This is a genomic window from Arthrobacter sp. 01T419 (assembly GCF_056398865.1).
Genome location: NZ_JBFTQF010000001.1, coordinates 637,342 through 658,980, shown reverse-complemented (window position 1 = coordinate 658,980; position 21,639 = coordinate 637,342). Strand labels below are relative to the sequence as shown.

Annotated in this window: 24 protein-coding genes; 13 read left to right on the top strand and 11 right to left on the bottom strand. The window is 62.5% G+C overall.

Features of this window, described 5'->3' with window-relative positions:
* Positions 1 to 2 precede the first annotated feature (2 nt).
* Positions 3 to 1,151, top strand: a complete 1,149-nt coding sequence (dapC, locus tag AC1DLO_RS03085; protein WP_184737405.1) for a succinyldiaminopimelate transaminase — start codon at positions 3 to 5, stop codon at positions 1,149 to 1,151.
* A gap of 230 nt (positions 1,152 to 1,381) precedes the next feature.
* Complete coding sequence (locus tag AC1DLO_RS03080) at positions 1,382 to 2,641, top strand: citrate synthase (protein ID WP_476914392.1); 1,260 nt, start codon at positions 1,382 to 1,384, stop codon at positions 2,639 to 2,641.
* A gap of 94 nt (positions 2,642 to 2,735) precedes the next feature.
* Here the strand turns inward: AC1DLO_RS03080 and galE are convergent, their stop codons facing one another.
* A complete protein-coding gene (galE, locus tag AC1DLO_RS03075) occupies positions 2,736 to 3,749 on the bottom strand; it encodes a UDP-glucose 4-epimerase GalE (RefSeq protein WP_476890778.1) in 1,014 nt (337 codons plus the stop codon).
* 114 nt (positions 3,750 to 3,863) lie between these two features.
* On the opposite strand from galE, the gene AC1DLO_RS03070 reads away from it, so the two are divergent.
* On the top strand, positions 3,864 to 4,490 hold the full coding sequence (locus AC1DLO_RS03070) for a TetR/AcrR family transcriptional regulator (RefSeq protein ID WP_184736791.1): 627 nt from the start codon (positions 3,864 to 3,866) through the stop codon (positions 4,488 to 4,490).
* Between the two features lie 64 nt (positions 4,491 to 4,554).
* The gene (locus tag AC1DLO_RS03065; RefSeq protein WP_184736793.1) at positions 4,555 to 5,166 is read left to right on the top strand and encodes a hypothetical protein; all 612 of its coding nucleotides are present in this window, start codon (positions 4,555 to 4,557) and stop codon (positions 5,164 to 5,166) included.
* Between the two features lie 67 nt (positions 5,167 to 5,233).
* Here AC1DLO_RS03065 and AC1DLO_RS03060 read toward each other — a convergent pair whose 3' ends face one another.
* Both AC1DLO_RS03060 and dapD read right to left on the bottom strand, forming a co-directional pair.
* Positions 5,234 to 6,073, bottom strand: coding sequence for a hypothetical protein (locus AC1DLO_RS03060; protein WP_476890777.1), 840 nt, complete (start codon positions 6,071 to 6,073; stop codon positions 5,234 to 5,236).
* Between the two features lie 11 nt (positions 6,074 to 6,084).
* Complete coding sequence (gene dapD / locus AC1DLO_RS03055) at positions 6,085 to 7,110, bottom strand: 2,3,4,5-tetrahydropyridine-2,6-dicarboxylate N-succinyltransferase (RefSeq protein ID WP_184736797.1); 1,026 nt, start codon at positions 7,108 to 7,110, stop codon at positions 6,085 to 6,087.
* A gap of 86 nt (positions 7,111 to 7,196) precedes the next feature.
* On the opposite strand from dapD, the gene dapE reads away from it, so the two are divergent.
* Positions 7,197 to 8,240 carry a succinyl-diaminopimelate desuccinylase gene (gene dapE / locus AC1DLO_RS03050; protein ID WP_476914391.1) on the top strand — a complete coding sequence of 348 codons (1,044 nt, stop codon included), beginning with the start codon at positions 7,197 to 7,199 and terminating at the stop codon, positions 8,238 to 8,240.
* Positions 8,241 to 8,280: 40 nt separating this feature from the next.
* Here the strand turns inward: dapE and AC1DLO_RS03045 are convergent, their stop codons facing one another.
* From AC1DLO_RS03045 to AC1DLO_RS03030, 4 genes are all read right to left on the bottom strand, one after another.
* Positions 8,281 to 9,135, bottom strand: a complete 855-nt coding sequence (locus tag AC1DLO_RS03045) for an amino acid ABC transporter permease (RefSeq protein ID WP_184736801.1) — start codon at positions 9,133 to 9,135, stop codon at positions 8,281 to 8,283.
* Positions 9,132 to 9,779, bottom strand: a complete 648-nt coding sequence (locus tag AC1DLO_RS03040) for an amino acid ABC transporter permease (RefSeq protein ID WP_184736803.1) — start codon at positions 9,777 to 9,779, stop codon at positions 9,132 to 9,134. The genes AC1DLO_RS03045 and AC1DLO_RS03040 overlap by 4 nt, the downstream gene beginning before the upstream one ends.
* 74 nt (positions 9,780 to 9,853) lie before the next feature.
* A complete protein-coding gene (locus AC1DLO_RS03035) occupies positions 9,854 to 10,753 on the bottom strand; it encodes a glutamate ABC transporter substrate-binding protein (RefSeq protein ID WP_184736805.1) in 900 nt (299 codons plus the stop codon).
* A 50-nt stretch (positions 10,754 to 10,803) separates the two neighbouring features.
* Entirely contained in the window at positions 10,804 to 11,559 is a 756-nt protein-coding gene (locus AC1DLO_RS03030; RefSeq protein WP_184736807.1) for an amino acid ABC transporter ATP-binding protein, read from the bottom strand.
* 185 nt (positions 11,560 to 11,744) lie between these two features.
* Between AC1DLO_RS03030 and AC1DLO_RS03025 the strand changes: the two genes are divergently transcribed.
* The 4 genes from AC1DLO_RS03025 to AC1DLO_RS03010 all read left to right on the top strand — a co-directional run bounded on the left by AC1DLO_RS03025 (position 11,745) and on the right by AC1DLO_RS03010 (position 14,656).
* Complete coding sequence (locus AC1DLO_RS03025; RefSeq protein WP_184736809.1) at positions 11,745 to 12,596, top strand: LOG family protein; 852 nt, start codon at positions 11,745 to 11,747, stop codon at positions 12,594 to 12,596.
* A 36-nt stretch (positions 12,597 to 12,632) separates the two neighbouring features.
* Entirely contained in the window at positions 12,633 to 12,968 is a 336-nt protein-coding gene (locus AC1DLO_RS03020) for a DivIVA domain-containing protein (protein WP_476888750.1), read from the top strand.
* Positions 12,965 to 14,257, top strand: a complete 1,293-nt coding sequence (locus tag AC1DLO_RS03015) for a hypothetical protein (protein ID WP_476888749.1) — start codon at positions 12,965 to 12,967, stop codon at positions 14,255 to 14,257. The genes AC1DLO_RS03020 and AC1DLO_RS03015 overlap by 4 nt, the downstream gene beginning before the upstream one ends.
* A 231-nt stretch (positions 14,258 to 14,488) precedes the next feature.
* Complete coding sequence (locus AC1DLO_RS03010) at positions 14,489 to 14,656, top strand: DUF3117 domain-containing protein (RefSeq protein WP_009357720.1); 168 nt, start codon at positions 14,489 to 14,491, stop codon at positions 14,654 to 14,656.
* Between the two features lie 71 nt (positions 14,657 to 14,727).
* Here the strand turns inward: AC1DLO_RS03010 and AC1DLO_RS03005 are convergent, their stop codons facing one another.
* Positions 14,728 to 15,360 carry an O-methyltransferase gene (locus AC1DLO_RS03005; RefSeq protein WP_184736813.1) on the bottom strand — a complete coding sequence of 211 codons (633 nt, stop codon included), beginning with the start codon at positions 15,358 to 15,360 and terminating at the stop codon, positions 14,728 to 14,730.
* 269 nt (positions 15,361 to 15,629) lie between these two features.
* Here AC1DLO_RS03005 and sigE point away from each other — a divergent pair, with 269 nt between their 5' ends.
* From sigE to AC1DLO_RS02990, 3 genes are read left to right on the top strand one after another with little or no spacing between them, the layout of a single operon-like run.
* Entirely contained in the window at positions 15,630 to 16,274 is a 645-nt protein-coding gene (gene sigE, locus AC1DLO_RS03000) for an RNA polymerase sigma factor SigE (protein ID WP_184736814.1), read from the top strand.
* Positions 16,275 to 16,307: 33 nt separating this feature from the next.
* Entirely contained in the window at positions 16,308 to 17,186 is an 879-nt protein-coding gene (locus AC1DLO_RS02995; protein WP_476888748.1) for a hypothetical protein, read from the top strand.
* Between the two features lie 31 nt (positions 17,187 to 17,217).
* Positions 17,218 to 17,601 carry a twin-arginine translocase TatA/TatE family subunit gene (locus AC1DLO_RS02990; RefSeq protein WP_476888747.1) on the top strand — a complete coding sequence of 128 codons (384 nt, stop codon included), beginning with the start codon at positions 17,218 to 17,220 and terminating at the stop codon, positions 17,599 to 17,601.
* Between the two features lie 2 nt (positions 17,602 to 17,603).
* Here AC1DLO_RS02990 and AC1DLO_RS02985 read toward each other — a convergent pair whose 3' ends face one another.
* The 3 genes from AC1DLO_RS02985 to AC1DLO_RS02975 are packed head-to-tail and all read right to left on the bottom strand — an operon-like array spanning position 17,604 to position 20,717.
* Entirely contained in the window at positions 17,604 to 18,731 is a 1,128-nt protein-coding gene (locus AC1DLO_RS02985) for an Mrp/NBP35 family ATP-binding protein (protein WP_476888746.1), read from the bottom strand.
* A gap of 11 nt (positions 18,732 to 18,742) precedes the next feature.
* The gene (locus AC1DLO_RS02980; RefSeq protein ID WP_184737410.1) at positions 18,743 to 19,384 is read right to left on the bottom strand and encodes a DUF1003 domain-containing protein; all 642 of its coding nucleotides are present in this window, start codon (positions 19,382 to 19,384) and stop codon (positions 18,743 to 18,745) included.
* Between the two features lie 49 nt (positions 19,385 to 19,433).
* On the bottom strand, positions 19,434 to 20,717 hold the full coding sequence (locus AC1DLO_RS02975) for a magnesium transporter MgtE N-terminal domain-containing protein (RefSeq protein WP_184736822.1): 1,284 nt from the start codon (positions 20,715 to 20,717) through the stop codon (positions 19,434 to 19,436).
* Positions 20,718 to 20,793: 76 nt separating this feature from the next.
* Between AC1DLO_RS02975 and AC1DLO_RS02970 the strand changes: the two genes are divergently transcribed.
* Positions 20,794 to 21,615, top strand: coding sequence for a YflT domain-containing protein (locus AC1DLO_RS02970; RefSeq protein ID WP_476888745.1), 822 nt, complete (start codon positions 20,794 to 20,796; stop codon positions 21,613 to 21,615).
* Positions 21,616 to 21,639 lie beyond the last annotated feature (24 nt).

The following is a 21,639-nucleotide window of genomic DNA, read 5'->3' as shown; positions in this document are numbered from 1 at the left end:
CTTTGATTTCTGCGGCCCCCGCCTTTGGCCTCAACCTGCCCGACTACCCTTGGGAAGCGATGGCGCCTTACGTGGCGAAGGCCGCAGAGCACCAGGGCGGCGTAGTCAATCTCTCCATCGGCACTCCGGTGGATCCCACTCCGGAACTGGTTCGCGAGGCCCTCGCCGGGGCGGCCGATGCCCATGGCTACCCGACCGTCCACGGCACGGAAGCTCTTCGTGAGGCTGTGTCCGGCTGGTTCGCCAGCCGACGTGGAGTCCCTGGGATCGATCCCCGGGACGTTATGCCCACGGTCGGCTCCAAGGAACTGGTGGCCTGGCTGCCGTTCCTGCTGGGACTGAGCGCAGGCGACGTCGTCGTCCGTCCCACGGTGGCCTACCCGACCTACGACATTGGTGCCATGCTCGCCGGGGCCACTGCTGTCGCCGCAGACAGCCTGGACGAACTGGACTCAGCCACCCGTGCCAGGGTCCGGCTCATCTGGATCAATTCCCCGGGCAACCCCACTGGCAGCGTTCGCGACGTCGAATCCCTCAGGCAGATCGTGGCCCAAGCCCGCGAGATCGGCGCAGTTGTGGCGTCGGACGAATGCTATGCCGAACTCGGTTGGGGCGAATGGGATGCCCAGCGCGGTGGCGAAGCCGTACCAAGCGTCCTTGATCCGCGTGTCACTGGCGGGTCCACGGATGGCCTGTTGTGTGTCTACTCCCTCAGCAAGCAGTCGAATCTTGCAGGCTACCGTGCGGCTTTCGTCGCCGGAGACTCCTCGATCGTGGCGAACCTGGTCAACAGCCGCAAGCATGCAGGCATGATTGTGCCTTACCCGGTTCAGGAAGCCATGCGCGTCGCGCTCGGCGACGCCGGCCACGTGCTGGCCCAGAAGGACCTGTACCGGGGCCGACGCGAACGCCTGGTGCCAGCACTGCAGAACTTCGGACTGGAGATCCACGAGTCCAAAGCGGGCCTGTATTTGTGGTGCACTTCCGGGGAGGCGACCTGGGACACGGTGCAGCGTTTCGCTGAGCTGGGCATCGTCGTCGGACCCGGGGTGTTCTATGGCGATGCCGGGAACGGCTTCATCCGCGTGGCGCTCACCGGCACCGACGAACGCATCGACGCTGCCGTGGAACGGTTGAACACTGCACGATAACAATCGTGTGACTTGCGGCACAGGGCGCGTCATTCCGCCAGTAACCGGAGCTTGTGGATTAGTTTGTCCCGCTTACTGGCGGTAGCTTTTAACTGACTATCAATGGTGGCTTTCTCCACGAAGGCAATCCGGCCGACGGTGTCTGTACCTGCAGACTCCCGCCCGGAGTCACCAGATGTTGGTTGGATCAAGCTTTCGACCGAGGCCAAGAGCCTCATGAAGGGGACTCCATGACTGAGACCACCAGCGCTACCCTGCGCCATGCCGGCGGCGAGCTCGAGCTCCCGCGGATCCAGGTTGTAGAAGGGAACGAAGGATACGACGTTTCCAAGCTGCTGAAGCAGACGGGCGCCGTCGCCTATGACCCCGGCTTCATGAACACTGCCGCCACGACGTCGGCAATCACCTACATCGACGGCGACGCCGGGATCCTGCGCTACCGCGGTTACCCGATCGAGCAGCTTGCCCAGCACTCCAGCTTCCTGGAAGTTTCCTACCTGCTGATCTACGGCAACTTGCCCACGCCCACTGAACTGGATGCCTTTGACCAGCGCATCCGCCACCACACGTTGCTTCACGAAGAGCTCAAGGGCTTCTTCGGCGGTTTCCCGCGTGACGCACACCCTATGCCGGTGCTTTCCTCGGCTGTCTCGGCGCTGTCCACGTTCTACCAGGACTCCTTGGACCCGTTCAACCCGGAGCATGTGGAAGTTTCCACTATCCGCCTCATGGCGAAGCTTCCCGTCATCGCGGCCTACGCCCACAAGAAGTCCATCGGCCAGCCCATGCTGTACCCGGACAACTCCATGAACCTCGTGGAGAACTTCCTGCGCTTGAGCTTCGGCCTGCCGGCAGAGCAGTACGAACTGGACCCCGTCGTCGTCAAGGCGCTGGACCTCCTGCTCATCCTGCACGCTGACCACGAGCAGAACTGCTCGACGTCGACCGTCCGCCTGGTGGGCTCCTCGAACGCAAACCTGTTTGCTTCCGTTTCCGCGGGCATCAACGCCCTCTTCGGCCCCGCCCACGGCGGCGCCAACGAGGCCGTGCTGAAGATGCTGCGCCAAATCCAGGCCGACGGCGTCAAGCCCGAGGACTACATGGAGAAGGTCAAGAACAAGGAGGACGGCGTCCGCCTCATGGGCTTCGGCCACCGGGTCTACAAGAACTACGATCCCCGCGCGAAGATCATCAAGGCGACTGCACACGAGATCCTCGGCAAGCTCGGCGGTAACGACGAACTCCTGGACATCGCGATGCGCCTCGAAGAGAAGGCCCTGGCCGACGATTACTTCATCCAGCGCAAGCTCTACCCGAACGTGGACTTCTACACTGGCCTGATCTACAAGGCCATGGGCTTCCCCGAGAAGATGTTCACCGTGCTGTTCGCGATTGGCCGCCTTCCCGGCTGGATCGCCCAGTGGCGCGAAATGATCAACGATCCCCAGACGAAGATCGGCCGTCCGGGCCACTCACCTTGCGCAAGGTGAGTGGCCGCCGTCGTACGTTCGGCAAACCCAGCGCGGGGTCACATACGGCCCGTCCCGAGGGACATCATGGGCCGTAAGTGACCCCGCGCTGCTTTTAAGAGTTGTAGCCGAAGGGGTTGTTCTTCTGCCAGCGCCAGTGGTCTTCGCACATCTGGTCCACGGTCTTCGTAGTGGACCAACTGAGGTCCGCCAAGGCGGAGGAGGCGTCGGCCCAGAAGGCAGGCAGGTCTCCGGCGCGGCGTCCGGTGATCTCGTAGGGCAGGGCGTGTCCGACGGCCTGCTCGAAGGCGTGGAGCATCTCGAGCACGGACGTGCCCTTCCCCGAGCCAAGGTTCCAGCGGTGCACACCCGGGCGGGCTGCAACGTAGTCGAGGGCGGCGACATGGCCTTCCGCGAGGTCGACGACGTGGATGTAGTCCCGCAGGCACGTGCCGTCCGGCGTGTCGTAGTCCCCGCCGAAGACCATGAGCTTTTCGCGGCGTCCGACGGCGACCTGGGCGATGTACGGAACCAAGTTGTTCGGGATGCCCTGCGGGTCCTCGCCGATCCTGCCTGAAGGGTGTGCGCCCACCGGGTTGAAGTAGCGAAGCAATGCGATGTGCCAGCGTTCGTCCGCGGCGCCTAGGTCCGTGAGGATGTCCTCGATCTGCTCTTTGGTGCGGCCGTAGGGGTTGTTGGCGCCGATCTCCATCTTCTCAACGTAGGGGATGGGGTTGTGCTCGCCATACACGGTTGCCGAGGAGCTGAAGACGATGGAGCGGACTCCATGCTTGTCCATGGCGCGGAGCAGGTTCAGGGTGCCCACGATGTTGTTGTAGTAATAGTTCAGGGGCTCCTGTACGGACTCGCCAACGGCTTTGAGGCCGGCGAAGTGGATCACTGCGTCAATGCTGTGCTGATCGAAGACAGACTCGAGCGCGGCCTCATCTACGAGATCCACCTGATGGAACGCTGCCGTCTTGCCCGCCAGTTCACCAACACGGCGCAGGGATTCTTCGCTCGAGTTCACGAGGTTGTCCACCACGACTACCTCGTGTCCGGTTTCCAACAGGGACAAGACAGTGTGCGATCCGATGTAGCCGGTGCCACCCGTGACAAGAATTCTCATGCAAGCAACGCTAGCCGAACTTGGTGCATGCCCGCTGAGTGTTGCGTAGGCCACAGTCCAGCATTCCAGTGCGCCGAAGGGGAAGGTTCAAGCACATTCGTGCTAAAAAGATCTGTGCCCAAGATTGTTGATGCCGAAGCCCGGCGCCAGGAAGTAGTTGAAGCTGTCTTCAGGATCATCGCCTCAGACGGCCTGGAGCGTGCTTCCTTGCGGGAGGTCGCCGATGAGGCGGGCCTAGCCGTTGGTTCGGTCCGCCATTACTTTGCCAGCAGTGATGAACTGCTGGTCCATTCCTTCGCCGTGGTCATCGAGAGGATCGCCGGACGGCTTGAGGACGCGTTCGCCGTCGTCGAATCCTTGCGCCAGGGCTCGCCCGAACATGATGCAGCCGTGTTAACCCTGTTGGGCCAATTCCTGCCACTGGACGAGGAACTGGCCGTGGATGCGTGCGTCTGGATGGCATTCCGCCATGCGGCCCGGATCAAGCCGGTACTCGAAGTAGAAGCCGCACGCAGCCACCGTGCCGTGGCCGCCGTCGTCGGTCGTTTGGTGATGCGCTTGATGCCCGACGACGGGACCGGCCATGCGCGCTTGGTGACCGAAGCCGAACGGCTCCTTGCCACGTTGGACGGACTTTGCATGCACGCGCTCCTGCAGCCCGAGTGGATGACGGCCGAGGTGTGCCGCGACGTCCTGACAACGCATCTGGAGACTCTTGTTGTGGTCCCGTCCAAACGTTAACGTCAAGGCTCAACGGGAATAGACTGGAACCCTGAGCGGGCACCTGCCAAGGGAGGCAATTCGGATGCATGACACAGGCGGTCAGGGGTGGCGGATCACCATGGACACCTCAGGACCGATGCTCATTGCCTTGTATCTGAGAGACGTTGCTGGACTGGACGGAGCCGGAACCCCAGCCCTGTCCCACGCCACACCGAAGGTCAGGCACGCCGACCACACGCACCTCACCGCCGAGGTAGGTGGCGTGAATGCCCTCAAGACGGAGTGGGAAGCCTGGTGGGAGCAGTTGCTGAGGGCGTATCCGGAAGCCGCGCCAGAGCTCTCGCCTCCTGGTTTCAATGCGTTCGGGAACTCACCTGCCCTCCGTCGGGTGCTGCAGGCCCATTTTGGTGCTGCCCTGACGTGGGCGCGCGAACGCGTTGAGGATTACGAAAAGCTCGAAGCGGAACGCGTAGCCAGCGGAGCCATGCTACTTCTCGGCGACATGGTGGAGGATCGCCTGCTGGAAGTCGGGCGGAGCTCCAGGGACTTCGAGCTGACGATCATCGAGCTACCGCTCAGCGAGCCAAGGGCCTGGTACTTGGAACCGGACAAGATGATCATGAGCCACCAGCTCTTGTCCGAGCCCGACGTTTTCCGAAGCTACGTTCAGCCTGTCGTGGAGCTTCTGGTCTGACGCCGCCTTCTGACGCCGCCCTTCTGACAACGGGCGCTGGGCCGCACTAACTCGTCGACGACGACGCCTACGTTTTCGGAGCGGAAACAGTGATGGTCACGGGTCCCGCGGCTGCGGAATCCTGCCAACCTTTGCGGTCCTGCCTGTTCCAGGTCGCTCCCGCGACATCCACCTGCGTTACAGAAAGGGCTTTGGCATTGGCCACCGCCCACTGAGCCACGGCCCATGCCTTCGGCCCGGTGACACTCAGCTGGACCGTGCGGCCCTGCGCCACGGCTGGAAGCGACCCGAACGCCGTCGTCATGGCATCCGCGACAGTGTTGGGGTCACCGGCCGTGTCCGCTGGACGGAGCGTGCAGTCCAGCGCCCTTTCGGAATGTCCGGTCAATGCTGACGCGTAGGCTCGTCCCATTGCCTCGTGCTGCGCGTAGGCCTGGGGGAATGCGGAATGTTGGACGGCCTGCGCTGCCTCGGTGATGGGCATGGTTTCGTAGCCGGGAATCTTCACCAAGTGGTCGTAGAAGGCGTTTGTGGCATACACGGGATCCATGACCTGGGCCTCGGTGCCCCAACCCTGGGACGGACGTTGCTGGAAGAGGCCCTTCGAATCCGGGCCAACCTCGTCACCATGGCCGATGTTGCGCAGCTTGGATTCTTGCATGGCCGTGGCTAATCCGATCGTGGCCGCGCGCGGGGGGAGTCCCCGCTGCACGGAAATGCCAGCGATGAGGGCGGCATTCGCCGCTTGGTCAGTGGCCAACTCGTATGAATCTGAGCCGACGACGGCGATGCAGCGTTCCGTAACCAAGGTTTCGGAACGCTGCAGTACAGTCACCACGGCGTAGAAGGCGCCAGCCACCAAGGCAAGAGCCAGCAACAAGATGATGGTGCGTCGGAGACGGCGCATCCAGGTACCAGCTAGTTTGCGTGGAGGGCTTCGTTGAGTTCCACAGTCTGGCCCTTGCGGGGGAGCACCTCGACTTCACCGGTAGTGGAGTTGCGGCGGAACAGCAGGTTCGGCACGCCGGAGAGCTCAACAGCCTTGATGATGCTGCTGGTGTCCTCGCCGTTGGCGTCCTTCGGGCCGGGGATGCGCACGCGGGTTCCAGCCGTGACGTAGAGGCCTGCTTCAACCACGGAGTCATCGCCGATGCTGATGCCAACACCGGAGTTGGCGCCCAGGAGCACGCGCTCACCCAGGGCGATCTTCTCCTTGCCGCCACCGGAGAGGGTTCCCATGATGGACGCGCCACCACCAACATCGGTGCCGTCACCGGCAACAACGCCTGCCGAGATGCGGCCTTCCACCATGGACGTTCCGAGCGTGCCGGCGTTGAAGTTCACGAAACCCTCGTGCATCACCGTGGTGCCCTCGGCGAGGTACGCACCCAAACGCACGCGGTCGGCGTCGGCGATCCTGACGCCCGTGGGGATCACGTAGTCCACCATGCGGGGGAACTTGTCCACTCCGTAGACCGTGACGGCGCCGCGCTTGCGCAGGCGGGCACGGGTCAGTTCAAAGCCGTCCACGGCGGCGGGGCCGAAGTTCGTCCACACAACGTTGGGGAGCTTGCCGAAGATGCCGTCCAGATTGATGCTGTTGGGCTTGACCAATCGGTGCGAAAGCAAATGCAGGCGCAAGTAGGCGTCAACGGTGTCCGCGGGGGCCTCGTCGAGGTTGATCTGGGCGAAGACCACCTTCTGTTCGGTCCCGCGATCGGCGTCGTGGCTTTCGACCGCAAGTGCGGTCAGCGATTCGTCGGCGTGCTCCACGGCACGCAGGGATTCGGCCGCTACACCCAGGGCAGGTGCCGGAAACCATACGTCCAGCACTGTCGCTTCTCCGGCGTCGGAGGTGGCGATGGTGGCCAGGCCAAAGCCATAGGCGGAACGATGGTTTGCAGATGCGCTATCGAGGGCGGCAGAGGCAGCGGTTTCAGTCATGGCGCAAGTCTATCGAGAGGCGCTGGCTCCCTTGAAACCGCGTGTGGACCTCAGGGGTCGCAATTCGCTCGGGATACAGTGGACAAGTGACCGTTGAAACTACTCCGATTCTTCTTGACATCCGGCAAGACGTCGCGTTGCTGACCGCCGCGCTCATGGACATCAACAGCGTGTCCGGCAACGAAGCAGCGCTCGCAGACGCCGTCGAATCTGCCCTCCGCACGATCCCTGGCCTGCAGCTGGTCCGCGACGGCGACGCCATCATCGCCCGGACCGAACTGGGACGCCCGGAGCGGGTGATCTTGGCTGGACACCTCGATACCGTGCCGTTGCCCTCCGTGGAAGGCTCGCTCGGCACCGTGCCGTCTACGTGGGAGTCCAGCGTCCCGGGTACCGGAATCCTGTATGGACGCGGAGCCACCGACATGAAGGGCGGGGTTGCAGTGCAGCTTGCGCTCGCGGCAACCATGTTCGACGGCGGTGCCGAGCCCGGTAAGGACGTCACGTTCGTCTTCTACGACCACGAGGAAGTGGAAGCGGTCAAGAGCGGCCTCGGCCGATTGGTCCGGAACCACGGCCATCTATTGGAGGGTGACTTCGCGATCCTGCTCGAACCCACCGACGGCACAGTGGAAGGTGGTTGCAACGGCACCAGCCGCTTCGAAGCCACCACAGTGGGGGAGGCGGCCCACTCTGCCCGGGCATGGATGGGCAGCAACGCCATCCACGCTGCCGCGCCCATCCTGAGCCGTTTGGCAGCGTACGAACCGCGCACCGTCAACGTGGATGGCCTGGACTACCGGGAGAGCCTCAACGCCGTGAAGATCAACGGCGGTACCGCGGGCAATGTGATCCCGGACCGCTGCGTGGTGGAAATCAACTACCGCTTCGCGCCGGACAAGACCCCGGACCAGGCAGAAGCCCATGTCCGTGAACTGTTGGAGGGCTTCCACGTCGTCCGCACCGATGCCGCCGCTGGAGCGCGGCCCGGTCTCAACCACCCGGCCGCCGCTTCCTTCGTTGCCGCCGTCGGTGCTGAACCCAAGCCCAAATACGGTTGGACCGACGTCGCGCGCTTCAGTGAGCTGGGCAAGGTGGGTGTGGCCGGTGGGCTTGGTTCTGGAACCTAGCCCACGGGCCACACCCACGTTTACGGCGCTCTTGAGGCTATTAGCCCTCGACCGCCACAATTTCCGACTTCGTGACCTTCACCACTTTGATGTTGCGGCGCATCCGGCCTTCAAGCCACTTGGCGATTCCAGCCAGGATCAGGCACATGCCGACGTACAGTACGCCCGCGATGATCGCGGAGGGAATGATGGGTGAACCGTACTGGGCCTGGCTTCCGAAGTACTTGGCCTGGAAGAGGATCTCGTTGTAGGTCACGATGAAGCCCAACGCGGTGTCCTTGAGGATGACCACGAGCTGGGAAATGATCACTGGGAGCATTGAACGGACCGCCTGCGGGAGCAGGATGTTTGTCATGACCGCGCTCTTGGGCAAGCCGATGGCATATCCGGCCTCGCTCTGTCCGCGGGGGAGCGATTCGATGCCGGCACGGAAGACCTCCGCCAGCACTGATCCGTTGTACAGCACCAGTCCGGCAACGACCGCGGTGAAGGGTGTGATCCCCTGGACGCCCAGTGGAGGCAGCCCGTAGTAGAAGATCATCATGAGGATCAGCAACGGAATGGCACGGAAAAGCTCGGTGAACCCGTAGCAGGGCAGGCTGATCCACTTACGGTCGGAGAGCCGGCCGAAAGCCAGGAAGACCCCCAGTACCAGGCTGAGAACGGCTGCCGTGGCAAAAGCTGAAAGTGTGGCACCTACCGACTGGATGATGGTCTGCTGAACCAGCGGGAAGGTGAACAACTGCCACTTCTTCGCATCGAACTGGCCGCTTTGGGCGAAGCGGAGAACAACGAAACCTACGATAGCGATGATGACCAAAGCAGTCACAACACCGAAAACACGGTAGCGTGTGCGGGCTTTTGGCCCCGGGGCGTCAAAGAGGACCGAGCTCATCGGGCCACCTTCCATTTCTTTTCAAGCTTTCGCTGCACAAAGGAAAGGATGAAGACGAGTAGGACAAAGACCAGTGCGACCCAGAGGAGTCCGGCCATGGCGGGCTCGCCGCGCTCGGACAGGTTTGACCGAATGGCTCCTGCCTCGAAGACCGAGAAACCCGCAGCGACAGTGGTGTTCTTGAGTAATGCAATGAAAACGCTGAACATCGGCGGAATCACGGCGCGGAAAGCTTGGGGGAGGATCACCAGCGTCAGGGTTTGCGTGAACGGCAGGCCGATCGCGCGGGCGGCTTCGGCCTGGCCCACGGGCACGGTATTAATGCCGGAGCGTACGGCCTCCGCCACGTAAGTAGCGGTGTACAGGCTCAAGCCGATGGTTGCCGCGGTCATAAAGTCAATTTCCACGAGGCCGAGCTTCGGGTAGCCAAGAGCGAAGAAAAACAACACCAAAGTCAGAGGCGTGTTGCGCACCACGTTGATGTACAGTGTGGCGGCAGCCCGCATCGCCGGGATGGGGGAAACCCGCAGTGCTGCCACCACGGTGCCTAGGATCAGGGCAAAGAACCCGGAGATGAAGAAAAGTATGAGGGTATTCCGGAACCCTGTGATGAACAGGTCCGAGTTATTCAGCAGCGTATTCACAGAATGGTCGCTTTCAGCCGATATTTGAGGGGACATTAGAGGGGGCGGCCATCAGCCGCCCCCTCAACATGGGCTTAGTAGTTGTCCACTGCGGGCTGTGTGACCTTTGTGCCGGACTGCCCCAACGTGGAGTCGTAGATCTTCTGCCAGGTGGATCCGCCATCCGTGAACATCTTGTTTACGAACTTGCGAAGCACGGTGTCGCCCTTCTTCAAGCCCACACCGTACTTCTCAACGGTGAAGGGCTGGCCGACCACCTTGAGGTTGTCGGTGTCCTGGGACGCATAGCCGATCAGGATGGCCTGGTCGGTAGTGACGGCGTCAACCTGGCCACTCTTGAGGGCCTCGACACACTGTGAGTAGGTGTCGAACTCGGTGGTCTTGGTGCCGGGGAAGTTTGCCTTGATGTTTTGGATAGGGGTTGAACCCGTTGCCGAACAGACGTTCTTTCCGGAAAGGTCCTTCTCGCTGTTGATTGACGTGTTGCTCTTCTTGACGAGCAGGCCCTGGCCGGTCACGAAGTAGGGTCCTGCGAAGTCAATCAGCTGCTTGCGCTTGTCGGTGATCGAGTATGTCCCGACGTAGTAGTCGATGTCGCCGTTGGTAATGGCGGATTCGCGGTTGGCCGAAGGAATCGGCTTGTATTCGATCTTGTCCTTGGAGAAACCGAGCGATGCCGCGATCCATTGGGCAATCTGAATGTCAAAGCCGCTGTACTCACCGGTTGCGGCGTCCTTGAAGCCCAGGCCGGGCTGGTCCTGCTTGACGCCGATTCTCACTTTTCCGTTCGCTTTGATCGTGTCGAACGTGGGGCTGCCCGAAATGGACACGTTCTGAGCCACGGTGAAAGGCGCAGACTCGCTGCTCGGTGCTGTGGTGCTGCCTCCGCCGCCACCACATGCGCTCAGCGAAAGAGCGAGCGCCGCGCTTGCAGCGACTAGGAGAGATTTCCTCCGGGTGATGAATGCCTTCATGAGATTCCTTTCATTGGCGGCCGCACCTGCGGCCCCGGGTGCGGAGTGTTCTAGTGGGTCAAGAGTTTGGAGAGGAAATCCTTGGCACGGGTGCTCTGGGGATTGGTGAAGAATTCCTCTGGCGTGGCGTCTTCCACGATCTGGCCGTCGGCCATGAAGACCACGCGGTCGGCAGCCTTGCGGGCGAAGCCCATCTCGTGGGTGACCACGATCATGGTCATGCCTTCCTTGGCCAGCTGGACCATGACGTCCAGGACCTCGTTGATCATTTCCGGGTCAAGGGCGGACGTCGGCTCGTCGAACAGCATCACCTTGGGCTTCATGGCCAGCGCCCGGGCGATTGCCACGCGCTGCTGCTGCCCACCGGACAGTTGCGCCGGCATCTTGGGTGCTTGCTGCCCGACGCCGACCCGTTCCAACAACGCCATGGCGTCCTTGTCAGCGGTCGCCTTGGCCAGTTTCTTGACCTTGATGGGGCCCAGCGTGACGTTTTCGAGAATCGTCTTGTGGGCGAACAGGTTGAAGGACTGGAAGACCATCCCGACGTCGGCACGAAGGACCGCGAGTTCCTTGCCTTCTTCCGGAAGTTTCTTGCCGTCGATCGAGATCTCGCCGGTGTCGATGGTCTCCAGCCGGTTGATGGCTCGGCACAGCGTTGACTTGCCTGAGCCCGACGGCCCGATCACAACGACAACCTCACCCTTTTTGACCTGGAGGTTGATGTCTTTGAGGACGTGCAATTGACCATAGTGCTTGTTGACGCCGTTCAGGGAGACGAGCGCATCGCTGGAGGCTTGAATAGTCATACGACGAATCTAGCGAAGAAATGACGCAAGATGAGCCAGCTCACATTAACTTCCGCAGATCGTGATTCAACAGATACCTGACTCGCAGGTGGCGGACAGCAAATGATGCCAGCGCTTCAGCAACACCAAAAACAACAGGGCCACACCGGGGCAGCAGCGGCCCGCATCCGCGCTAGCCTATGTCAATGAGTACCAGCCAGCCCCAGGTTCCGAGTCCAGATGCCAATGGCAAGGCGACGAGCAACGGATCAGCGGCGCCAGCCGCCGCCGTTGCCGCAGATGCGCCAGCCAAGCACAAAGGCCCCCTGGAGCTTCGGCGCAAACAGGCCGCTATGCCGATGTCGGACCAACGACTCCTGGACACGCGGGGAGCCGACCACTTCATTCACACGGACCCGTGGCGCGTACTGCGCATCCAGAGTGAATTCGTTGAAGGCTTCGGTGCGCTCGCCGAGCTTGGTCCCGCCGTAAGCGTCTTTGGCTCCGCCCGTACCAAGCCGGGCACTGGCTATTACGATATGGGCGTGCAGGTTGGCCGTCACCTTGCCGAAGCAGGCGTCGCCGTCATCACTGGCGGAGGCCCGGGATCCATGGAAGCTGCCAACAGGGGTGCCGTGGAAGGCAACGGGGTTTCCGTCGGGCTGGGCATCGAACTGCCCTTTGAACAAGGCCTGAACCGCTGGGTGGACCTGGGTATCAACTTCAGGTACTTCTTCGCCCGCAAGACCATGTTCGTCAAGTACGCACAAGGGTTCATCGTCTTGCCGGGCGGTTTGGGAACGTTGGACGAACTGTTTGAAGCGATGGTTTTGGTGCAGACACGCAAAGTGACATCGTTCCCCATCGTGCTGCTGGGAGTCGACTTCTGGAGCCCCATGATCGAATGGATCAAAGGGACGTTGGTGGCCGAAGGCATGGTTTCCGCGAAGGACCTGGACCTCATCCAACTCGTGGACGATCCCGCGGACGCCGTCCACCGTGTCCTGCACGGCGTCCCGCGGCCGCCCTCGACCAACGGCGACCAGCGCCCGGAGTAGCCTGCCAGCAGTCAGCTCTCAGGTGAGTCTGGCACGATGGTTATTGTGAGCTTCTTTCTGGCCTTTATCGCGATCGCCCTGGTCGGTGCGGTGTTGTTCCTCGGCGCCGGAATGGCGAAATCCAGCCGCGACTCCGGCGCAGGGTTGGATGAACCCGTCCCGAACCTGCCGCCGGTTCTGTTACCGGCCGGAGCCAAGGCGTCCGACGTCGACCGCGTGCGTTTTGCGCTCGGATTGCGGGGCTACCGGATGGACCAGGTGGATGAGGTGCTCGATGAGCTGAGGGATCAGCTGACTATCCAGGAGAAGGAAATCGAACGGCTGAAAAGAGCCTTGGAAACAGCCGGGAATCCGGAAGAACCGAAGGCGTGACGCAGTCGCTCGAAGCGCGGCCGCCGCTGGGAAGACTGGGCCGCGTCGCAGCCCATGCTGCGAGCTGGCCGTGGTGGGTTCAAGTCACCCTCGTCTACATCGCCGCGAGGCTCGTGAGCGCTTGTATTTTCATGGCTGCGGCATTGCAGCAAGGCGTCAATCCGTGGTTCCCGCCCGTGCCCGACTACTGGAACTTCATCACTATCTGGGATGGGCGCTGGTACGCCGAAGCGGCGAACAACGGCTATCCGTCCGTTCTGCCCCTTAACGCGAGCGGGAATGTCGCTGAAAATTCGTGGGCGTTCTACGCCCTGTTTCCCTACCTCGGCAGGGCCCTCGGTGCCATCACGGGATTGGCGACCCTTCCGGCCTTGACGGCCATTGCCATGGTATCCGGGCTTGTGGCGGCCATGGTCGTTTACAAACTATTCCGGGACTACGCCGGGCGCCGCACAGCGCTCTGGGGAGTGGTCTTCTTCTCGACATTTCCCGTCTCGCCCGTCCTGCAGGTACCTTACGCGGAATCCCTCAATCTCCTGCTGCTGGCGGGATCGCTTCTGCTTGTGGTGCGCCGAAAGTACCTCGCAGCGATGCCCGTGGTACTGCTCATGTGCCTGTCGCGGCCCACCGGCCTGCCCTTCGCGGCCATGGCGGGCCTGCTCTTGCTGCAGCACCTCTGGCAAAGGTTTGGACGCCCCCCAAGGCAAGCCGCTGTGCCCACGGAACTGTCCGTTCCCGCCGTCGGGCCTGTTCCCCCAGCCCCGACGGTTCCCACGTTCCGGGAACTCGCATCGCTTGCGGCGCTTGTGGTGGTCAGTGCGGCAGGGGCTCTAGCTTGGCCGGCCATAGCCTGGGCTGCCACGGGGGATCCGCTGGCCTACACCAAAACCGAAACCGTGTGGCGCGGGGACGACCTCGTCCCGTTCAAACCGTGGTTCGATACCGGTCAAATGCTCTTCGGGCCAGTTCTCGGTATCTTGGCGCCGTTTGTGTTCGTCGCTGCCTTTGCCGCGCTGATGCTGAGCAAGCCGGTCCGGGCCCTGGGCACCGAGCTGAGGCTATGGTGCACGTGTTACATGGGTTATCTTCTGGTCTTCCTGCACCCTCAGACGAGTACGTTCCGGATGCTCCTGCCCTTGTTCCCACTGGCGCTCAGCGCGGCGTGGTTGTCCCGCTCGAGGGCTTACCGGGGCACGGTGGTGGTCATGTTCGTCCTGCTCCAGATCGTCTGGATTGTCTGGCTCTGGGCGTGGGCGCCGCTGCCGGGCGGCGGCGACTATCCACCGTGACTCCGCGCGACGTTTGGCCTGTTCAAGCGTGATCACGGCCCGACGGGAAAAATCCATCAATTAGCTACGGGCGGGTAATTACGAGATAATGGACACAAGCAAGGACAAAAAGCACCCTCGGGTGCTCGGCGACGACGACTGAACTGCCATGACTGTCGACGCCGTACATTCCACGCGGAGCCAGCCCGGCCGGGTTGGCGGGATTTGGGACAACTGGAGGGGATTTTCCTAATGGCGGCTATGAAACCACGTACTGGCGACGGCCCTATGGAAGTAACCAAAGAGGGCCGCAGCCTGATCATGCGTGTGCCGCTCGAAGGCGGAGGACGGCTAGTGGTCGAGCTCAACGCAGCAGAAGCGGCGAACCTCAAGGAATGCCTCGTAGGCGTTACCGAATAGATTCACTGGGCAGGGCCCGGCGGAAGTGCCGGCGCCCTGCTTTCATGTTTAAGGTTGATTCCTCGTGCAGGCTACTTCTTGACCGCAACCAGCAAGCCGTCACCTGTGGGAAGCATCGCGGAAGAGAGCCGTTCGTCGTCGCGGATGGCCTTGCCGATCTGGCGTAGCACCACGGTAGTGCTGTCCCTGGCGGCCGGGTTGGAAACCTTGTCCTTGTCCAGAGCGTCATTGATGACCAGCGTTCCGCCCGACTTCAGCAACCTGATGGCTTGCTCAACGTAGCCGGGGAAGTTCGGTTTGTCAGCATCGATGAACACGAGGTCGTACGCGGAATCTGTAAGGCGTGGCAAGACGTCGGCTGCACGGCCGGAGATGGTCCGGGTGCGGTTCGCGGGGCTGCCGGATTCCAAGAAGGCCTCCCGGGCGGCTTTGAGGTGTTCGACGTCGACATCAATGGTGGTCAGGACAGCCTGCGGGCTGAGGCCGCGCAGAAGGCACACCCCGGAGACTCCTGCCCCGGAACCGACCTCCACAACGGTCTGGGCCTTCGATGCCGCAGCCAGGACCGTCAGCACGGCGCCGACCCCGGGGCTGACAGGGCTGACGCCCAGCTCGAAGGAGCGTTCACGGGCGCGAAGCAACACGTCGTCCTCGGCAGGCAGATCTTCTGCATAGGACCAGCTGGTTGACTTGTCGGCACTCATGGGGGTTCGCTTTCCAGGCAGAGGGGTATTGCTTCCAGACTACTGTCTACGGGCCGCCCAGCCCGGACGCCCGCGGCCCGAAATTCTGTGTCTTCCCGGTGGCTTGCGGGTGTCCTTCGGATAGTGTTCGCTCTGCGGGAAAAGCGCGCCTGCGATCAGCAAACTTTCAGATAACACTGGGATGATGTATATCCGACCATCCAAGTGACGGTCGGCACCGAACTCCTGAGTGACCGGCAGGATGACAAACAGTTTGAGGGGAGTGGACGATGCGGGCATCAAGTGCTGCGCCAGTCCAGACAACGGCAGCAGTCCTGAGTTCCACCGACACGGCTCCGCCCGCGGAAGAATGGGTCAGGCCCAGTTGGGAAGAAGTGGTGGAAAACCACTCTGCCAAGGTCTTCCGCCTTGCCTATCGGCTAACGGGAAACAAGTTCGACGCCGAGGACCTCACCCAGGAAGTCTTCGTCCGAGTTTTCCGTTCGCTCGAAAACTTCAAGCCAGGCACCCTCGACGGCTGGTTGCACCGCATCACCACCAACCTCTTCCTCGATCAGGCCCGCCGGAAGAGCCGCATCCGCTTCGATGCCTTGGCCGAGGACGCCGAATCCCGGCTGCCCGGGCGTGAACCCGGACCTGAGCAGAGCTTCGAGCTGAACAACCTGGACCTCGACGTCCAGCGCGCCTTGGAAGAACTCCCGCCGGACTTTCGTGCCGCCGTCGTCCTTTGCGATCTTGAAGGCCTGTCCTACGACGAAGTCGCCGAAGCCCTGGGCGTGAAGCTGGGGACCGTCAGGTCCCGCATCCACCGAGGCCGGACCATGCTCCGCGAAAAGCTTGCCCACCGTGATCCGCGTCCGGTTCAAGCACGCAAGCCACGGCTTAAGATTCCGCGCATCGCCGGCCTCCTTTAGTCGCCGATGGGTTTACTGAACGGAAGGCGTGGCTTGAATCGGGGAAACATCCGGCACAGCCGCGCCCCCGGCCACTTGCAGGAATGCTCTGAATGCCAAGCCGCAGTGCTCCGGGAACGGCAGTACCTGGAACGGCTGCGACGTGCCGCCGTCCCCGAAGCCAGCCAGGATTTCACCAATCGGTTGATCGAACACACCCAACGCTTGGCACAATCCGAGTCCCCAGACCGGCCGGTGCCCCAGCGAAGCGTGCGGCGCGGCATCAGGCTGGTCAGCGTCACTGCCAGCGGCCTCGCTGTCAGCGCCGGAATCCTTGCGGTGGCAGCCTACGCTCTTGGCGGCGAAGTCGCGCCACCGGCGTCGAACCGAGGAGAACAGGAAGTCCGGACCTTGGTCGGTTCGAGCGTGGCAGGAAGCGCGGAACAGCAACTCCCCGTGACTGGTTCGCAGCTGAGCCTGCCGGTCACCGTGGCGGGAACTGTCGGCCTGAGTGAGCAGCAGCTGTCGGAACTTCGGAAAGACGGCTGGGCGTGCCCTGAGATGGCAAGCATGGGTTACCACGTGGTTTCCGCCCGGGCCATGATGCAGGACGGGCACCCGGCAGTGGAGCTGCACCTTAGCAACGGTGACCATCACGCGACCCTGGTGGAGGAGCACCTCGAGGGGAGCGGCACGTCCGGGACCCAGCTTTCCATCACCCGGGGAGCTCCGTGGCAGGCAGTCTACGCCTCGCCCGTGGCCGTGCTGCGCTATTCCTCCGATGTGCCTGCCGATCAAGCTGCCGGAGCCATTCCTGAACTCGTGAAGGCGGGCGATTCACTGGCTGCCGTGCCCGCCGCCAGCACTGCAGGCACATGGAATGAACGGCTGCAGCGGGGACTCCGTGCCCTGGCCGGCCTGGCAGGTTTCTGAGCGGGCTAACGGACAAGGTAATCTTCGATACGTGTTTGGAATCAATGGCCCGGAGTTTCTGATCCTGCTGATCATCGGCGTAATCGTGATCGGTCCCAGCCGTTTGCCCGAATACACCCGGAAGTTGGCGAATCTGGTCAAGGAACTGCGGCGTATGGCCTCCGGTGCCCGTGAGCAGATCAAAGAAGAAGTCGGCATCGACATCGATGAAGTCGACTGGAAGAAATATGACCCGCGTCAGTACGATCCGCGCCGGATCATCAAGGAAGCACTGCTCGACGACGACCCCAAGCCCGTCAGCGCCGGTGCACCTGTCGCTGCAGTCGCCGAAGACGCCGCGCCGAAGGCTCCTGAGAGGGTTGTAGAACGGCTTTCCGTCGGGGAGAAGGCACCCTTCGACTCGGAGGCTACCTAAAGCTATTTTGGTTGGATCCCAAGGGACATTCCCGCCAGGCCGCGGGGCTTGGCGTTGAGTTTGCCCGCGATGCTTTGAAGAGCCTGTGCTGCGGCCGTCTCCGGAGCCGTCAACACCACTGGGCGCCCAACGTCGCCGCCTTCGCGCAAGCGGATGTCCAAGGGGATCTGTCCCAGCAGCGGTACGTCGGTTCCGACGGCGGCACTCAGCCGCTCAGCCAGGACCAGCCCGCCGCCGCTTCCGAACAATTCCATCCGGCCGCCGTCGGGCATTTCCAAGAAGGACATGTTCTCCACGACCCCTGCAAGCTTTTGGCCGGTCTGCGTTGCGATGGTCCCTGCCCTCTCGGCAACATCGGCTGCGGCGGCCTGTGGGGTGGTCACCACGAGGATCTCGGCGTTGGGAAGCAACTGCGCCACTGAGATGGCGATGTCTCCAGTGCCGGGGGGCAGATCCAGGAACAGGGCATCGAGGTCGCCGAAATAGACGTCAGTGAGGAATTGCTCCAAGGCCCGGTGCAACATGGGACCACGCCAGGCCACTGCTTTGTTACCTGAAACAAACATGCCAATGGAGATCACCTTCACGCCGTAGGCAACCGGCGGGAGGATCATGTCGTCCACGCGTGTGGGCTGCTGCGTGATGCCCATGAGGGCCGGGACGGAGAAGCCGTGGACATCGGCGTCGACGATCCCTACGCGAAGCCCCTGGGCTGCAAGGGCGCACGCAAGGTTGACGGTCACCGAGGACTTTCCCACGCCGCCTTTGCCGCTGGCCACCGCAAATACCTTCGTCAGCGAGCCCGGTTCGTTGAAGGGAATTCCGCGTTGCCCGCCGGCGCCACGCAGCCGTTCCTTGAGGGCATCGCGTTGTTCCTGCGTCATGACCTTGAGCTCGACATCGACGCCGGTTACTCCCGGAACCCGAGTGAGGGCGGCGGTGGCGTCGGCCGTGATGGTGTCACGCAGGGGACACCCGGCGATGGTCAGCAACACAGCAACCCGGACCGTTCCGTCCGCACTGGTTACTACCGAATCCAGCATTCCCAACTCGGTGATGGGACGGCGGAGTTCGGGATCGATGACGGTTGCCAAGGCAGCGTTAAGGGCCTCGACGGATGGTGTGCTCATGGGGTGGATGTTCAGCTTTCAGGCTGGTCGGAACCTGAATGCGGCCTCGGCGAGGTTCCGACGGTCGAGAGTCCGGATTCAGGTTGCGTGGCGCTGGAATGCGCAGGGTGGATTTTGGGGATCTGCTGTGTGCGGGGATTGCGCTGTTTGTCGCGCTTGTCCTTGACTTTGTCCTTGGCTTTCTCGCCGCCGTTGGAGCCATTTGAATTGTTCGTACCGAGCTCTTCCTGGGCTTCAAGCAGATCGGACAGCAGCGAGCGGAGTTCGGCGCGCACGTAGTCCCTCGTGGCGACCTCGCGCAGGACGATGCGAAGAGCGGCGACCTCACGGGTCAGGTATTCCGTGTCGGCCAGGTTGCGCTCATCGCGTGCCCTGTCCTGCTCGATCGTTACCCGGTCCCTGTCGTCTTGGCGGTTCTGTGCCAACAGGATCAGCGGTGCTGCGTAGGACGCCTGCGTGGAGAAGAAGAGATTGAGGAGGATGAACGGGTAGGGATCCCATTGGAAGCCGAATAAGCCGACAACGTTGAACGCTATCCAGACGACCACGAAGATCGTCATGTAGAACAGGAAATTCGCCGTGCCCATGTAGCGGGCAAAGCGCTCGGCAAATCGGCCGAAAGCATCGGGATCATTGCCAAAATTCGGCAGCATACGGGAACGCAGCTCAAGCGGGGTGTCCAGGCCTCCGCTAGTGGGCTTCTCAGCCAATTCGGCCTCCTAGTTTCCTGATCGGAGCTCCATCATCGTGGGTTCGCCAGTCGTCCGGGAGCAAATGGTCCAGAAGGTCATCAACAGTCACCGCCCCCACCAAGCGACCGGCGCTGTTGACGACCGGGAGGGAATTAAGGTTGTAGGAGGCCATGGTGTGGCTGACCTCGCTGACGCTGGCGTGATCGGAAACCGGTTCCAAGTTCTTGTCCACGATGCTGCCCAACTGTTCCGGCGGGGCGCTGCGGAGCAACTGTTGGATGTGCACGACGCCGAGGAATCGTCCCGTGGGGGTCTCCAACGGCGGGCGGCAGATAAAGATGGCAGAGGCCAGAGCAGGGGATAGTTCTTCGCTCCGCACATGGGCAAGCGCTTCAGCGACGGTGGCTTCCGGGGGCAGAATGACGGGGACCGGGGTCATCAGGCCGCCGGCGGTGTCCTCGTCGTACTGCAGGAGCCGGCGGACGTCGTCCGCTTCGTCCGGCTCCATCAAGAGCAGCAATTCCTCGGCCTTCGCGGAGGGCAGGTCCGCCAGCAGGTCTGCGGCGTCGTCCGGGTCCATTTCTTCCAGCACGTCGGCTGCGCGTTCGTTGTCCAATGCGGACAGGAGCGTCACTTGGTCTTCTTCCGGCAATTCCTGGAGAACGTCGGCCAGGCGTTCGTCCTGGAGCTCGCTGGCCACTTCAATCCGGCGCTTGTCCGACATCTCTTGGAGTGCGTCGGCAAAGTCGGCCGGTTTGAGGTCTTCGTGGGTGGCAACGAAGTGGCTGGCACCCTGGGGATCGTTCTCGGAGCCCTGCAGGGTGTCCGCCCAGTCCACGAGAAGAGTATGGCCCCGACGCAGCCCCCGAAGCCTGGAGGTAGACGTCCCACGGCGAATGAAGAGCTTGGAGACCAACCAGTCGCCGTTGCGCTGCTGGTCCATGGCGATATCTTCGATGATGGCCTCGCCACTGCCGTCCTTGAGCGTCACTTTGCGGTCAAAGAGCTCGCCGACCACCAGTTGCTCTGCACCGCGTTGCTGGAAGCGGCGGAGGTTGACCAGCCCGGTGCAAATGATCTGGCCCTGGTCCATGGACGTCAGCCGGGTCATGGGAACGAAAACGCGCTTCTTGCCCGGAACTTCGACGACGATGCCCACTGCGTGCGGGGCCCCGCGCAAGCCGCGCGAGAGCACCACGACATCGCGCAGCCGGCCCAAACGATCCCCCAGGGGGTCGAAGACATCGAGGCCGAGCAGGCGCGCAACAAAGACGCGTGAAGGATTTGTGCTCACAGTTACAGGCTACCGAGTCTGCTCTCTTTTAGCTGAATTTCAGCCGCTTCACATGTGTATGGGACAGAATGGGGGTATGGCGAACATTTTCGGTGCCCCTAAGGCCACGGAGGAATCCCGCAGTGTCCCCAAAGGTGACACGGTGGGCTCCTACACCTCCTATCTCGATGCCCAGAAAGCGGTGGATTATCTGGCTGACCAGCAGTTCCCGGTCCAGCATGTCTCCATTGTGGGAAACGACCTCAAAATGGTCGAACGGGTAACGGGACGGCTGAGCTACCCGCGCGTCGCACTGTCAGGCGCCCTGAGCGGCATGTGGTTCGGCCTGTTCGTTGGGGTCATGCTGTCGTTCTTCACCCCGGCCGGGGGCCCGTTCTCGATTGTGACGTCGGTCCTCATGGGTGCGGCGTTCTTCATGCTCTTCGGGATCGTCACGTATGCCGCCCAGCGCGGGAAGCGGGATTTCACGTCCACCAGCCAGGTAGTGGCGACGAACTATGACGTCATTGTCGCGCTGGAAGCATCGCAGGAAGCCCGCCGACTCCTTCATCAATTGCCGATGAATCCGTCTGAGGCGGCGTTCGGCCGGCCGCCTCAGGCGTACACGCCGCAAGACTACCGGAACCCGCCGGTCCAGCCCGGACCGCAGGGTCCGGCACCGGAACGGCCAGTTTCCTGGCAGGACCCTTACGGCCAGCGTGGACCCGAGGCCGGACAGGGAGCAACCGGTGCGCCAGCCGAGCCGGCCGCGGAGGTTCCAGTCCAGGCGGCACCGCCCACCACCGGCGTGCGCTACCCGGACCTTCCGGACGGCCGGCCACAGTACGGTGTGCGGGTGAACGACGCCGGAAACGGCCAGAAACAGGATGCTGACGGTGAGGACGCGGCCAAACAGTAGTCAGGCCACCCAGCGCAAAGAGGA